Source organism: Psychrobacter frigidicola (genome assembly GCF_007997305.1).
Classification (GTDB): domain Bacteria; phylum Pseudomonadota; class Gammaproteobacteria; order Pseudomonadales; family Moraxellaceae; genus Psychrobacter; species Psychrobacter frigidicola.
Genome location: NZ_VORZ01000001.1, coordinates 1347639 through 1362481 on the forward strand (window position 1 = coordinate 1347639; position 14843 = coordinate 1362481).

Below are 14843 nucleotides of genomic sequence, written 5' to 3' on the forward strand. Positions count from 1 at the left end.
AGTCATGCAAAGCACTTGTATTTTTCACCAAGTTTGTTTAGGGTAACAAGGCTAAGAATAAAACTTATTGCTGTTTGTTGTTTACGGATTGAACTTCAATACCTATTTATTAGTCCATCAGTCAGTCATACCTTTAATCATTAAGTATCAATAAAATAATACAATCATGGAGTTTGCATATTCAGTGCAATACTGTGCATCGCGTTATGATTGTATTTAACAGTTGATTTTTTGTGCGTTAATTTAAATACCCCACCAAGGAGAAGTCTAGATGTCAACTTATACATCTGCAATTGAACGTGTACGTGAACTGAAAGCAAAATACGGCAACTGGGAACACATCAGCGAGAATGATGCTGCCCGTATGATGGTGCAAAACCGTTTCAAAACTGGTTTAGACATTGCAAAATACACTGCAAAAATCATGCGCGAAGACATGGCAGAATATGACCAAGATACTTCTAAATATACCCAGTCTTTAGGCGCTTGGCATGGTTTTGTTGCCCAGCAAACCATGTATGCGAACAAAAAACACTTCGGTACCACGTCTAAAAAATACATCTACCTATCAGGTTGGATGGTTGCTGCCCTTCGTTCAGAATTTGGTCCATTACCTGACCAATCTATGCATGAAAAAACTGCGGTATCTGACCTTATCGAAGAAATCTACACGTTCTTACGTCAAGCAGATACTAAAGTATTGAACGATTACTTCCGTGAGCTAAACGCTGCTGAAGAAGCGGGTCAAGACACTAAGGCAATTCAAGACAAAATCGAAAACTTTGAGTCGCATGTGGTACCAATCATTGCTGACATCGATGCTGGTTTTGGTAACGAAGAAGCGACTTATTTGTTTGCTAAGAAACTTATCGAAGCGGGTGCTTGTGCACTACAAATCGAAAACCAAGTATCTGATGCGAAGCAATGTGGTCACCAAGCTGGTAAAGTTACTGTACCGCATGAAGACTATATCTCAAAGCTTAACGCTATCCGTTATGCATTCTTAGAGCTTGGTGTTGAAGACGGTGTTATCGTTGCCCGTACTGACTCTGAAGGTGCATCACTCACGCAAAAAATCCCAGTATCAAATGAGCCTGGCGATTTAGCTTCTAAATATATCGATTTTATCGAAATGGAAGAAGTTACGCTTGAGACTGCTAATGAAAACGACAGCTTGCTTAAGCATAACGGCAAATTGGTTCGTCCAGTACGCCTACCAAACGGTCTGTACCAGTTCCGTGAAGGCACCAACATTGACCGCGTTGTACTTGACTGTGTAACTGCGCTTGAAAATGGTGCTGATCTACTATGGATCGAAACGCCTACGCCAAACGTTGAACACATCAAAATGATGGTTGATCGTATTAAAGAAGAGCAGCCACAAGCGAAATTGGTCTATAACAATAGCCCATCGTTCAACTGGACGCTTAACTTCCGTAAGCAAGTGATTGCTGCATGGGAAAAAGAAGGCAAAGACATCTCTGCGTATAACAAAGATGACTTGATGAGCGGCGATTACGACGATACAGAGTTGAACACAGCAGCTGACGCGCTTGCGAAGAGCTTCCAACGTGATGCTGCTCGTGAAGCAGGTGTATTCCATCATCTAATCACGCTACCTACGTATCACACTACCGCGCTTGAAATGAATGAGCTTGCTAAAGGCTACTTCGGTGAAGACGGTATGCTTGCTTATGTTGCTGGCGTACAGCGTAAAGAGATCCGTGCAGGTGTTGAAGCTGTTAAGCACCAAGCAATGGCTGGTTCTGACATCGGTGATGATCATAAAGAGATCTTCTCTGGTGAGAACGCGCTTAAAGCTGGTGGTGGCGTGAACACTATGGATCAGTTCAAATAGACCATAACCTATAAGTAACACTTTATATATTATATAAAGTAAGAAAAGCCGCTCTACACTATGTAGGGCGGCTTTTTTATGTCTAATGATTTATTCATTATATTTTATGGCCTGTGGTTTGGATATATAGTTCAGCTTTTCTAATCCTCAGTAGTGTCTATTTTATTATCTGGTAATGGCTTTTTCTTATACGGCACTGGCTTTATTTTCTGCTCTCTTTTATAACTCACCAATGTCTGATAGGATTTTTTAACCAAACGATATAGTAGGTAAAAAATGCTCATCACAACCAATAACCACCATAACCCTATCAGCGTAATAATGGCTAACTTTAGGGTTTCCCAACCGGTTTTAAAGGCATTGCTAACTTGGTTGGCAAAACTTGGAGATTCAACGTCTATCAGTAAGTCGATATTTTGGGTAGTTTCTTTATAGCTGCTCGCAGGCTGATTAAAGCTTAGCGTAATGGTGCTATATTTGACTTTATCTGCGATATCCAATTGCTCAAGCTTGGCATATTGTTGTTGCTCGCGCGCGGTATAAGTAGCGGTTATGGCATTAACGTTACTACTTTGGTCTTTAGCATTTTGGCTTTTTAGTCTTTCTTGCTCGAGCTCTGCTGCCATATCGTTATTAAGTTTGGCGGCTAATTGCTGACGGTAGATATCAAGGGTCACATCTTGAGCGCTGAGTGACTGCTCATTTAAAAATGCCACTTGCGCTTGAATTTGCTGTAAAAACGTTTTGACGTTAACCTTAGGAATACGCACGGTCATATTCGCTTGACGCTGATAGATGATGAATGTGATGTTTTGTGCACCCTTGGCAAAAGTGCGACGATCGGTTTCATTATTACTAATATCGCTCAGCGCAACATAGCCACCTTGCTGCTGGGTTAATTTCTCAATAGCGCTGCTGCTCTTGACCACATCGGCAACCTTAAAATTGGCATTGACATTCACCAGTAAGGTTTTGCCTTCTATTTCAATTCCCGTCACTTGCGTGTCTAAGCTTTGCGCGCTATCGCCGCCTATATTTTCAACCGTGAGTGTTTTCTGTTGTTCGTCACTGCCTGCATCCATTGCATTCATGTCGGCATCTGTACCGCCCATATCTTCAGAGGCCTGGACGCTTTCTTCATAGCTGACGTCAGTACTGCTTTCACTATATTGAGAGTTGTCACTGCAACCCGTTACCAGCAATAATGACAATGCTAAAATACCAATGAATGACAAATACGCTTGGGCTGTGGTGTTTTTTATGGCATGGTTATTAATATGGTTGTAACTGTCTATGTGCTGATAAAGATTAAATAATGATGTCATGGTTAAGACTTCCTGCATAATCACTGTTGCGGATGACGGGGTTACTCAGCCTGATAATTTAGTATATCGTTAAAGCAACTATTTATCGCTACAATAAGATATAAGCCATCCTAATTAACCTACTTATCATTATCTAATAGCATTCATACGATGCTAAAATTATTACTATCTCACTCAAACCCAAGGGGAAAGTCATGCAAGAAATTGAGCTGAAGTTTTTAGTGTCCCAAGCGCGTTTAAAAGGGCTGATGCGCCAAGCAAAGGTTAAATCTTCACAAGATATTCACATGGCTGCCCACTATTTCGATACCCCAAAGCAGGCGTTAGCACAAGCTGGTATCGGATTGCGTATCCGCCAAGAAGGCGATACTTGGGTACAGACCATAAAAGCAGGTGGCGATGGTATGGCAGCACGCTTGGAGCATAATACCGTCCTTGATACTGACCATGTCCAAGCAATGCTTGATGGTAATAATTTGATGCCTGATTTGTGCTTGTATAAAGACACCTATATAGCTCCAGCTTTGGCTGATTTTAAAGTAAAAAAACTAGCAAAAACCTTGACCCGTCAATATGTTACCGATATCCAGCGTACCACTCGCATGTTGGAGAACAACAGCAATAGTTTAGAGATGGCTTATGACGAGGGCGAGATCATCCATGGTAACGACGATAGTCAGCGTCAACCCATTCAAGAAATTGAGTTTGAGCTGGTTTCAGGGGAGCTGGCATTTTTATTTGCGACTGCTAAAATATGGTGTAAACGTTATAAGCTTTGCTTATCTACCGTAACTAAGGCGGAGCATGGGGGTTTGCTTGTTAAGGGCGAAGATTATAGCCCAGCGGTTAAAGCTGATTTGCAGCAGCTTAATGTTAATAAAGATAGCAGCATGCCAGCCTTTATACGTGCTGCCATACATAACTGTCTGTTGCAAATACTGCCAAACAGTAGCGCCATCGTCGCTGGTAGTGAGGCTAACAGTCACATTTTACAACTGCGTATTGGCCTACGCCGCCTAACAGTTGCTTTAGATACTTTTAACAAATTCTCAGAGCAGCTAAATCCTGAATGGCAGCCCATTCTAAAACAAACTGCTGCCCTACTTGGCGACTATTATGAGCTTGCCTATTTGACCTCGCATATTGAGCCAATATTAGTGCAACATGGCGCGCCGAGTATTGATTGGACAATAGAAGTTGAGCATAAGACAATCAAACCTATTGATGCAGTGAGTGATAACGACCTCCAGCTGGCGTTACTAGAGCTCATCGAATTTACCATGAACGACCCATGTACCGAAGCTCAGTCAGATATACTTGCAATAGATAAACTATCCAAAATCTTGTCTAAAAAATATATGAAATTACTTGAAAATGTGCAAATTTTTAATGATAAAGATGATAATGGTTTGGAGTTCAGCGACTTAGAACCTGACAGTTATACTTATAAGATACGCTGTCTTCTGGAGGATTTACGCTATATCAGTGAATTCGCCGCACCGTTATATGGCAAAAAGAAAAGCAAACGCTGGTTAAAATGCTTAACGAAAGCCCAAAAATCGCTCAGTCAGTATCATGAACATATTCAGTATCAACAGTACTATCAGCAGAAGGCAGTAACCGATACTGATGCCTTATATGGTGCTGGGTGGTTTGCAGCGTCATTAAAAACTGATCATAAACGCTGCCAAAAGCACTTAGATCGTATTCAAGATAGCGCTACCTTTTGGTAAGAGACTCTTGATAAAAAGCTCTAACTAAAAAAACTGTTCAAAGGTTATAAAAAAGACAGTATCCTTAATTTGAACTGTCTTTTTTTAACTTTTAATTCATGAGCCATTAATTTATTAGTTATTAAGTCCCAACACTTTCATACGTTCATTAAGCGGCTGATACGTCTTATCACCAGCAGGTTCTACAATATTGCCAAACGGCATTTGCGCGATTAAATCCCAGTTATCAGGAATATCAAATGCAGCAGCGATGTCGCTATCAATCAGTGGGTTATAGTGCTGCACACTAGCCCCCACGTTTAAGGTACTTAGTTCTGTCCACAACGCATACTGATGCATAGCTGAGGTTTGATGCGCCCATAGAGGGAACTTATCTGCATATAACGTAAACTTATCTTGTAGGGATTTAACGACTTCTTTATCTTCAAAAAACAATACGCTTCCTGCCGCAGCGCGAAAGCTATCCATTCTTTGCTTAGAGCCAGTAAAATCACCATCACCGACTTGCTCGCGCAATTTAATCTCAGTGATATCCCAAAGTTGCTGATGCTGCTCACCGAATAATACTACCAACCGTGAAGACTGGGAATTAAAGGCAGAAGGGGTATGTAATAGTACACGCTCAGCAATATTAACAATCGCCCTTGGATCTACTGGTAACTCATCACCCAAAGCATAGATTGTACGGCGCTTATCAAAGGCCTGTTGTAAATTTACTAGTGTTGCTTTAGTCATTATTATTATCCTCGTTGTTAGGGTTTAGCTTTATTATTTACTGATGCAATCATTTGCTTATTCAGTCATCTAATAGCTCGGCAGACATCATTTAATTGTGCTTCTACTTTGCAGCTATCACATACGGCTAAATGCGGTCACTATTATAACAATGCCTAAACCACAACTCGTAACTGTTAAATTTATTTTATAAATAGTCTTGTAACCTTTTTTAGCAAACGACAATAGCTTTAGTCAGCAACGATACTAACTGGCGTGCCTTCAGCCACTTGCGTGAACAGCTCAACAATATCTTGATTACGCATTCGCACGCAACCATGAGAGCGTGGAATACCCATGGGTTGATTATCAGGTGTGCCATGGATATAAATATAACGCTGATAGGTATCGCAGTTGCCTTGGCCATTGCTTCCTTGATTATTACCTTCCTCTAAGCCTGCCAGCCATAAGATACGGCTTAGTATCCAGTCACGTTCTGGATATTCTTCCTCGAGCATCGCGCTATAAATCTCTCCAGTGGGTACGCGCCCAACGAATACTGAATTGATGGGCTGACTGCCGCCTATTTTTTGGGCAATAATATGAGCACCAAGCGGCGTACAACCACTGTCTTGTAGACTGCCGATGCCGTTCTGAGCGGTAGAGATAGCATAGCGGCAGACCTCTATACCTTGTTGATACATAGTAAGCGTCTGCTCAGCAATATTAATCCGTAGCTCTAATCCTAGTTTTTGGTTATCAATCATAGGCTTTGTCGTCCGGTTACTAATAAGTATCTACTTAATAACCATTTATAAATAAGTTATTAATAAGAAAACTCTAAATTTAAGGTATTGTCTCAAGGCAATTGTCACCGTACTATGGGCACACACTTTTGGTGCTAGCAGATTATGACGACTATTTCCCCGACACGTGTGTCGATGTACGATTTTTTATATCAAGATATCCAGCCAATGGTATCGCTATTAGCCGATGCCGCACAGCTATCATTGCCACAAACGCATCTAGCAATAAGTCACAGCTTGCAGGTGATCGTCAGCACTCTACTCGCTTATCAGCAGCACTATCAAGGTCAAGCCGTTAGCAAAAAATTATTTACTCGTAGTGCGATTAAAGAGCTGAGAAAATACAACTCTATGAACTTTGTAACTATCGACGCCATTCTATATCATCGTCATGATATGGCGGATGCATTGTTCAACGATAGTGCACAGATTATTACTGCTAGCGAATATATTGCGCAGCAGATTGAGACAACATCGCCACAAGCACAAATCTTGCTCACATCTATGTGTGTGATTGCTATACGTGAATTGGCTATCTTCGCGGATTACAGCCAGCTAGATTATGAGGAAATTGATAACTGGTTTACTTTGCAACCCCAGTTTTTATCAGCTGAGCGCTTTGCTAACACTGACTCTGTAATACAGCCTACATTATTAACAGGTACTGAAATATCAACTACAAACTCAGCAGATACTAACATCAAAGCTACAACTCTAGATATGATACCACCTCCTTTTGACCATTACTGGTATGAGCTGACGAAGTTTACGATCAAAAATACTGTCCCTATACAAGATATACAACAAACCACTTCTAACTATCTAAAAGCAATTGGCCGCTCACCAGAAAATATGCAAATTGGCTCCCACAATGACATGTTAGTCTTTTCGCAAATGCCTACTATCTATTTGCCACACCAGCGTTGGCTGCTACAATTAGCAAAAATCTCTGATATTTATCTGAGTCGCAATCGTCTGCGTATCACCTCTGAACCAATAAATCCACCGACGCGACCTTCGGTTAATTTACGCTTAATCGCTAACAAAAATGACGCTACTCCCAAAACTGCTAGTGAGACCATTATTAAAAAAGAAGATACCTATCCTATTTGGAAAAACCCAATTATTCTTATTCTTATCGTGGTTATTGGTACGCTTAGCGTCCTTGCTACTATTAAATATCAAAGTAAGAAATCTGATGGTGTAGTATCAGCGACCGTAGCCGTTATGGAGCGAGACCTTGCTCAAGAGCGCGCCCGACAAAAAGTTGATGCCGCCAAAGCCGATGACTCGAATGAGAAAGAAACCTTAGAATAATAGACAATAAAACCTGAGTGAGCAAACAATAAAAAACAGAGACATGATGTCTCTGTTTTTTATTGTGATTGTTTCTTATGACTATTTTTTGATTCAGTTATTGGAACTAAAATTAACAAATTGAATCTGTTATTTAGACAAATCGCGACCACGGCTGGCTTCAATAGCCAAACGTAGACCGTTTAAACGAATGAAACCTTCCGCATCTTTCTGATCATAGGCACCGGCATCATCTTCAAAGGTAGCAATTTTTTCATCAAATAATGAATCGTCTGATTTACGTCCGACCACACTGACACTGCCTTTATACAGCTTCAAGCGTACCGTGCCGTTAACATACTCTTGTGACTTGTCAATTAAGGCCTGTAGCATGAGGCGCTCAGGGCTGAACCAATAGCCGTTATAGATAATCTTGGCGTAGCGCGGCATGAGCTCATCTTTTAGATGCGCCGCTTCACGGTCCAAGGTTAGAGATTCAATACCGCGATGCGCTTTTAGCATAATCGTACCGGCTGGGGTTTCATAACAGCCACGTGACTTCATGCCAACATAACGGTTTTCTACGATATCCAAACGACCGATACCATGGTTGCCACCGATTTCATTCAGCTTAATCATAATCTCATACGGTTTGAGCGTTTCGCCATCGATAGCAACGATGTCACCTTTTTCATACTCTAGTTCTAAATACTGCGCCTCATCTGGCGCTTCTTCTGGACTCACTGACCAGCGCCACATATCATCTTCTGCTTCAGCATATGGGTCTTCTAGAATGCCGCCCTCATAAGAGATATGCAGCAAGTTGGCATCCATTGAATAAGGAGACTTGGTCTTATTACCGGCATAATCAATCGCAATGTTATGTTCTTCGGCATATTGCATCAAGCTTTCACGGCTAGACAAGTCCCACTCACGCCAAGGCGCAATCGTTACTACATCTGGTGACAAGGCAACAGCGCCAAGCTCAAAACGTACTTGGTCGTTACCTTTACCCGTTGCGCCATGGCTAATGGCATCTGCGCCATGCTCAGCGGCAATCTCAACCAAACGCTTAGCGATAAGCGGACGGGCAATAGAAGTACCTAGTAGATACTCGCCCTCATAAATGGCATTGGCACGGAACATTGGGAACACATAATCACGCGCAAACTCTTCGCGCAAATCTTCAATATAGATACTCTTAATACCCATGGCTTCCGCTTTGGCACGGGCCGGCTCAACTTCTTCGCCTTGACCGATGTCAGCGGTAAAAGTAATCACTTCAGCATCATAAGTGTCTTGTAGCCATTTGGCGATGATGGACGTATCTAGACCACCAGAATAAGCCAAAACAATTTTATTAATATTTTTTGGGTCGAGCTGAGCCATGAATAACTCCTCATATTAGAATTTAGTGATAAAAACCATGATTAGAATAAATTAAAAAAATAGAGTGCCCACTCAGTGTACATCATATTTAGAACAGGCAAAAGTGTAACCACCGCGTGACTCTAGGATTTGTCATAGTTTCGCCTGTTATTTAAGTATAGGCCGCCTAACTCATAACCATTTAACCACATATTTAGTCAGGCAAGTAAATCTGTTATTATAGCTATAGATTAAAGGTTATCATTATCTGCCTTATTCCCCCTTTTTTTATTCCCGCCTTTCATGATACTGAGTAATATGATCCCTATGACTGATTCGATTAAAGAGTTAACCCTTCTGCAGCCAGACGATTGGCATATTCATTTACGTGACGGTAAAGCACTGGCAACCACGGTGCCGCATGCAGCCACTAGCTTTGACCGCGTTATTTGTATGCCAAATTTGGTGCCGCCGGTCAAAAATGCAGATGATGCCCGCGCTTATCGTGAGCGTATTATGCAGTACCTACAGGCTAGTGACGTGAGGGCCGCACGCAAGTCAGCCTTTGACCCGCGCATGACGTTATATATGACGGATCACACCTCAGTCCATGATATTGAGATGGCGGCGAAGTCTGGTATTGTACAAGCCGTTAAGCTGTATCCTGCTGGCGCCACCACTAACTCCGCTGATGGTGTGACTGATATCGATGGCCTCGCCAAGGTATTTGCGGCGATGGAGAAGTATAATTTACCGCTATTGCTACATGGCGAAGTGACTCACGACCATGTCGATATTTTTGATCGTGAAAAGCGATTTTTAGATGAAGTCTTAGTACAAATTGTTCGCAACTTCCCTACGCTTAAGATCGTACTAGAGCATATCACTACTAGCGATGCTGCAGATTTTGTCTTAGCTCAAGGTAAGCAAGTTGCCGCTACAATCACGCCGCAGCATTTAATGCTTAACCGCAACCATCTATTACTAGGTGGTATCAAGCCGCATTTTTATTGTTTGCCTATTCTAAAACGTGCTACCCATCAGCAGGCACTATTGGCTGTGGCAACCAGTGGTAGTTCGAAGTTCTTTTTAGGTACTGATTCAGCGCCACACGCGACTGATAAAAAAGAAGCGGCTTGTGGTTGTGCGGGTTGCTATAGCTCAGCTACCGCCCTACCATTATATGCTACTGTTTTTGATAGTATTGGTAAGCTTGATAATTTAGAAGGCTTTACCAGTCGCTTTGGTGCAGAATTTTACGGGTTACCAGTGACTACTAATACCGTGACTCTAATCAATACCCCAATGCAAGTGCCGACAGATTACCCTTATTTTGATGGCTCAACGCTCACACCGCTGATGGCTGGTGAGACGCTCCCTTGGTCTATTAAGGGATAATCTAGGCACTTTAATCTAAGCATTGTGATCTAGCTAGTGTGTTTGTTTAATATAAAGAACAGCTAATTCGACTCAGTAATATAGGCAACGCGATTAGACAACCTATATTATTGGGCACTTATTTATTTTAATATATCTTGTACGACCGATAAAAGTGATTTGATCTGATATGACCCTTCCAAATAGCACAAATTTACCTGCTGGTAACTCACTAACTGACGATATTATTGATAGTAGTCCTGTTGCTAGTAAGAGCTCTCCCAATAGTAAAATCTCTACTGATAGCGAAGAATCAGCACCGATGACCCTAAAAGAGCGTTTTCGTAAATTCTTACCAGTGGTCGTTGATGTCGAAACTGCCGGCTTTAACTCGCAGACTGATGCATTACTAGAGATTGCTTGTATCCCTATCTTATTAAATGAGCAAGGAGTATTTTATCCAGGCGAAGCCTTGAATGCACACATTGAACCTTTTGCAGGCGCAAACTTAGAGCCTAGTGCTTTAGCCTTTACCGGTATCGACCCTAATAATCCAATGCGTAAAGCGATTGCTGAAGATGAAAAAACGGCGCTGCGACGGATTTTTAAAGGCCTAAAAGAAGTACGCAAGGAAGAAGACTGCCGCCAATGTGTATTGATTGGTCACAACGCCCATTTTGACTTAAGCTTTGTGAATGCAGCAGTGCTACGTACCAATAGTAAAAACCATAACCCTTTTCATCAGTTTTCCGTATTTGATACCGTCACTTTGGCAGCACTTGCTTTTGGGCAGACCGTACTAGCACGTGCTTGTAAGGCGGCCGGGCTTGATTTTGACGGTAATAATGCTCACTCAGCCTTGTATGACACTCAGAAAACAGCAGAACTATTTTGTCACATTCTTAATAGCTATCCTATGCTGGCCAACGCTTTACATGCTGAACCGAGCAAGGTAGCGTTAACTGATAACGATAATAATAAGTAAACAGTAATTAAAAATATTTCAGTTATAATTAGTACTTAGTAAGTATTCATGGATAATTGCCTACTGACGATTAATTGTCAAAAACAACAACGCTATTTTGCTAACTTCATAACCCTTAATTAACTAGTTATACTCTACTATCTTCATTTCGCAATCAATAGGGATATTATTGATACGATGATAAGCAAGTTAACTGTCAGCCCAAATGGGTTGGATGTACTGTCTAAATGGAATTGATAGTTCACTCACTTGTTACTGTTCTCGTCTTAGATGACGCTCTGATACGCTATTGATGACTTAGGTTGCTCACCCCGCCTCGATAGCAAGCGCTACGCTATGTTAGGCCTAATAAGAGGGAATTTCCATGGAACTGGAACCGCATCATATATTATGGGGAACAATTTTTGGTTATATGTTACTTGCTTTGACCATCAGCACTTGTACTTCTTTATGGATACGTCATCATCTAAAAAACAATGACTTGCATCCACGCCGTGCCATCAGAAAAAAGTATTTAACCGCTAAAAGGCGTCAGAAATATAAAACTTCGAAAAATATGCGAAAATAGCTTGACAGTATCTAAGATTGCTACTATTATGTGCACCACTTCAGCGTAAACTGTAAAGTAAACTTAAGTATCACTAGTCCCCATCGTCTAGTGGCCTAGGACACTGCCCTTTCACGGCGGTAACGGGGGTTCGAACCCCCCTGGGGACGCCATATACTAAAGCGTTATTGCTGGTTGTTAAAAGTAATGCTTTAAAAACCCTCAAAATCTTATAGATTTTGAGGGTTTTTTTATGTTTCTAAGTTTTTTTATATTGTTTAAAATTTATATGACTTATTTTACTAAGCGAAAAAGCCAGCAACGTGCTGACTTAAATAGTAAAATTTTGACCTATGAAAAAAAGTAAAGCTTATCTGACAGTATAAACCACAGTAGAGTAAGTAAAATCAATATGCTTAATACCGTTTGAATTAAGAAAAATGCTTGATGTTGACCCACTACTTTAAACAGGGTAATACCTAAAGCATTGTATTTAATAGGCTGCATATCTACCTCATCTTTTTGCTCTTGATTTTCATAATAGTGCTGCAATAGTTCTAAAAATTGTTTGCTTTCTTCCATACTCCAAGCATATGGCTTGAATGGCATTAAAGCTTTCATCGTAGGATCTTTGATTAACCAGCGCTCTAGAACGATAGAACGTAGTGACCAGCTTTGGAAGCGGCGTGCTTCGATTGCTGAAAAGCTTAAAGTCTGCAAGTCTTTATGTCGATCATCCATCAATAGCTGATTTTTTAGATTGGTCAACGCTTGCTCTGTTCCTTCAATGCACTGAAAAAAATAGCCGTTACCATAGCAAAGAATGCCAGTAATATGATTGTTTTTGTTGTTTTTTATAGAGGTCTCGGCGATATCGTTGAGCGTGCTAGCACCCGATAAGCCTGTTGAAGTAATACGGCTTATATATACAAATTGGTAAAGATCTACCGCTTCTGAGTTTGATGTACCAGTGAAAGTCGACAATCAACTTCTCCTTATTATTAGGCAAACTCGGTTAAGCAAGTCAGCTGATAGCTATCAAAATCAATATAGCAAATTGCACTATCAAAGTGCTGCATTGTGCCGATTTTCTATAAGCAATTATATTTATTGTATTAACTTGGTTACATCATAGGTTAGTTCAGTCAACAAAGCAATCTATTACGATAAGACAACAATAACTTATTGTAATAAAATAAATTTACACACTTTTTATAGTGATAAAAGATGAAGCTTATTAGTTACAGGAGTTAAGAGTTAGCTAATTTCCGTCAAAAGAAAAGAGATTCAATTTAATATTTTATAATAGCCAATATAAGTATGATTTAGAAATGGAGTCTTGAACAAGATAGGTATAAAACAATACTTAACAGGAAAGTAAGATTGAACAGGGGGAATACTATATGCTGCGCATAGAGAAGCTGATATAGGATGACAAGCCTAAAAAGACCTTTTGTGTTAGATGATGTATATAAATAAAAGTGCTTATTCTTGCCCATTAAGAATCGCTGCTAACAAGGTAGCATCATCAGGATAAGTCAGCTTGATATTTTGGCGACTACCATTAACCAGACGAATAGGTAGGTTTAAGTGCTCAAAAGCACTGGCCTCATCCGTAATGGATAGGTTGTTTTTAGCAATATATGCTAATACGCGTTGAAGTTGCCCAACTCGAAACACTTGTGGGGTTTGTGCCTGCCACATATGAGTGCGGTCTATAGTTCGTTCAGCATAAATATGGGCGTTATCATTAAAGCTAGGAGAAGAGATGGAAGTAGATTTGACTTGCTTAGCCTGTTTTAGAGTATCCGCAACTGGCGTGGCTAAAATCGCACCATAAGGCTCATACATTGCAGCCTCAATAACATTATCAATATCAATGTAAGATACGGCTGGACGCGCGGCATCATGAATCAACACTAAGTCTGCCTCATTAGCGCCTACATTAATAATCGATTCAAGTCCCGCCTGAACTGATTGCCAACGTTCTTCTCCACCAAAAACATAATGAATAGGTAAGGCAAAATCAAGTGTCCGCGCTATTTCATCATCTGCGGCAATTACAAGTAGACAGTCATTAATGTAAGCGCTGCTTGCCAGTCTCGCGACACTAAGTTGCAAGAGAGTTTGCCCTTTGAGTATCGAATATTGCTTAGGGACAGACGCACCAAAGCGACTACCGCGACCAGCAGCGACGATCATAGCGTGCACTTGAGAGTTGGTATTCATAGTTTTATTCTTATAGCGTAGGATTTAACGTATGAGAAAAGAGGGCGCAGAGATAATAGAAAAACGTACAAAGAATAGGAAGTTAAGGCGACAAAAATAGAGCGGTTATCAGCCAAAATTAAATAGTTAACAATAAAGGCTATTAGCGACTTTGTGTTGTGGGTGCAGTAGACACTTGTACAAAGGTCTCATTAGGCTTAATCAAACCTAAATCCAAACGCGCATGCTCTTCTACCGCTTCCAGACCATTCTTTAAATCATGGACATCAGTACGCAGTAAGTCATTTGCAGAAATTTGATTGCCATTTAAACGTTTCTGTGCCTCAATTTGAGTCAATAATTGATTGCGTTCAACACGTCCATTTCCGCCCAGCCAATATTGATATTGTAGCCCTAATAGCACGGCAACCGCTAAGGCAAGTAACATGAACTGGCTAAGGTATTTCATAGAAGAATAACGCCAAACGCTAGGATGAAAGTATAAAATACTGGAACACAAACATTGCTAAATTTTAAAGACTTAAGACAGTTTAACGACATATTACGATATGCACCTTAATATGTCGCTAAGCATTAGTTTTACTCAGTTAATTTTTAATTAGTGA

General features: G+C 40.7%; 13 protein-coding genes and 1 tRNA gene. 7 read left to right on the plus strand and 7 right to left on the minus strand.

The window, feature by feature from the left end; translation table 11 throughout:
- Nucleotides 1-271: 271 nt before the first annotated feature.
- Complete coding sequence (locus tag ES754_RS05490; RefSeq protein WP_147222774.1) at nt 272-1858, plus strand: isocitrate lyase; 1587 nt, start codon at nt 272-274, stop codon at nt 1856-1858.
- A gap of 140 nt (nt 1859-1998) precedes the next feature.
- On the opposite strand, the gene ES754_RS05495 is transcribed toward ES754_RS05490, so the two are convergent.
- Nucleotides 1999-3183, minus strand: a complete 1185-nt coding sequence (locus tag ES754_RS05495) for a DUF4349 domain-containing protein (protein WP_170231075.1) — start codon at nt 3181-3183, stop codon at nt 1999-2001.
- A 194-nt stretch (nt 3184-3377) separates the two neighbouring features.
- Here ES754_RS05495 and ES754_RS05500 point away from each other — a divergent pair, with 194 nt between their 5' ends.
- A complete protein-coding gene (locus ES754_RS05500) occupies nt 3378-4916 on the plus strand; it encodes a CYTH and CHAD domain-containing protein (protein ID WP_147222778.1) in 1539 nt (512 codons plus the stop codon).
- 114 nt (nt 4917-5030) lie between these two features.
- Here the strand turns inward: ES754_RS05500 and ES754_RS05505 are convergent, their stop codons facing one another.
- Together ES754_RS05505 and ES754_RS05510 are read right to left on the minus strand one after the other, a co-directional pair.
- Nucleotides 5031-5651 carry a nitroreductase family protein gene (locus ES754_RS05505; protein ID WP_147222780.1) on the minus strand — a complete coding sequence of 207 codons (621 nt, stop codon included), beginning with the start codon at nt 5649-5651 and terminating at the stop codon, nt 5031-5033.
- A gap of 230 nt (nt 5652-5881) precedes the next feature.
- Complete coding sequence (locus tag ES754_RS05510) at nt 5882-6397, minus strand: L,D-transpeptidase (RefSeq protein ID WP_147222781.1); 516 nt, start codon at nt 6395-6397, stop codon at nt 5882-5884.
- A gap of 144 nt (nt 6398-6541) precedes the next feature.
- On the opposite strand from ES754_RS05510, the gene ES754_RS05515 reads away from it, so the two are divergent.
- The gene (locus ES754_RS05515; protein WP_147222783.1) at nt 6542-7753 is read left to right on the plus strand and encodes a hypothetical protein; all 1212 of its coding nucleotides are present in this window, start codon (nt 6542-6544) and stop codon (nt 7751-7753) included.
- Nucleotides 7754-7882: 129 nt separating this feature from the next.
- On the opposite strand, the gene ES754_RS05520 is transcribed toward ES754_RS05515, so the two are convergent.
- A complete protein-coding gene (locus ES754_RS05520) occupies nt 7883-9121 on the minus strand; it encodes an argininosuccinate synthase (protein WP_147222785.1) in 1239 nt (412 codons plus the stop codon).
- A gap of 306 nt (nt 9122-9427) precedes the next feature.
- Between ES754_RS05520 and pyrC the strand changes: the two genes are divergently transcribed.
- The 4 genes from pyrC (at nt 9428) to ES754_RS05540 (ending at nt 12182) form a co-directional block, all read left to right on the plus strand.
- Complete coding sequence (pyrC, locus tag ES754_RS05525) at nt 9428-10498, plus strand: dihydroorotase (protein ID WP_147222787.1); 1071 nt, start codon at nt 9428-9430, stop codon at nt 10496-10498.
- Between the two features lie 301 nt (nt 10499-10799).
- Nucleotides 10800-11462: a ribonuclease T gene (gene rnt / locus ES754_RS05530; RefSeq protein WP_147223325.1), complete on the plus strand. Its 663-nt coding sequence runs from the start codon at nt 10800-10802 to the stop codon at nt 11460-11462.
- A gap of 364 nt (nt 11463-11826) precedes the next feature.
- Nucleotides 11827-12030 (plus strand): hypothetical protein, encoded by a 204-nt coding sequence (locus ES754_RS05535; protein ID WP_147222789.1) that lies wholly within the window; start codon nt 11827-11829, stop codon nt 12028-12030.
- Between the two features lie 76 nt (nt 12031-12106).
- Nucleotides 12107-12182, plus strand: a tRNA-Glu gene (locus ES754_RS05540).
- A 178-nt stretch (nt 12183-12360) separates the two neighbouring features.
- On the opposite strand, the gene ES754_RS05545 is transcribed toward ES754_RS05540, so the two are convergent.
- From ES754_RS05545 to ES754_RS05555, 3 genes are all read right to left on the minus strand, one after another.
- A complete protein-coding gene (locus ES754_RS05545; protein ID WP_147222791.1) occupies nt 12361-12993 on the minus strand; it encodes a BLUF domain-containing protein in 633 nt (210 codons plus the stop codon).
- Nucleotides 12994-13494: 501 nt separating this feature from the next.
- Nucleotides 13495-14238, minus strand: a complete 744-nt coding sequence (gene ispD / locus ES754_RS05550) for a 2-C-methyl-D-erythritol 4-phosphate cytidylyltransferase (RefSeq protein ID WP_147222793.1) — start codon at nt 14236-14238, stop codon at nt 13495-13497.
- A gap of 142 nt (nt 14239-14380) precedes the next feature.
- Entirely contained in the window at nt 14381-14686 is a 306-nt protein-coding gene (locus tag ES754_RS05555; RefSeq protein WP_147222795.1) for an FtsB family cell division protein, read from the minus strand.
- Nucleotides 14687-14843: the final 157 nt, after the last annotated feature.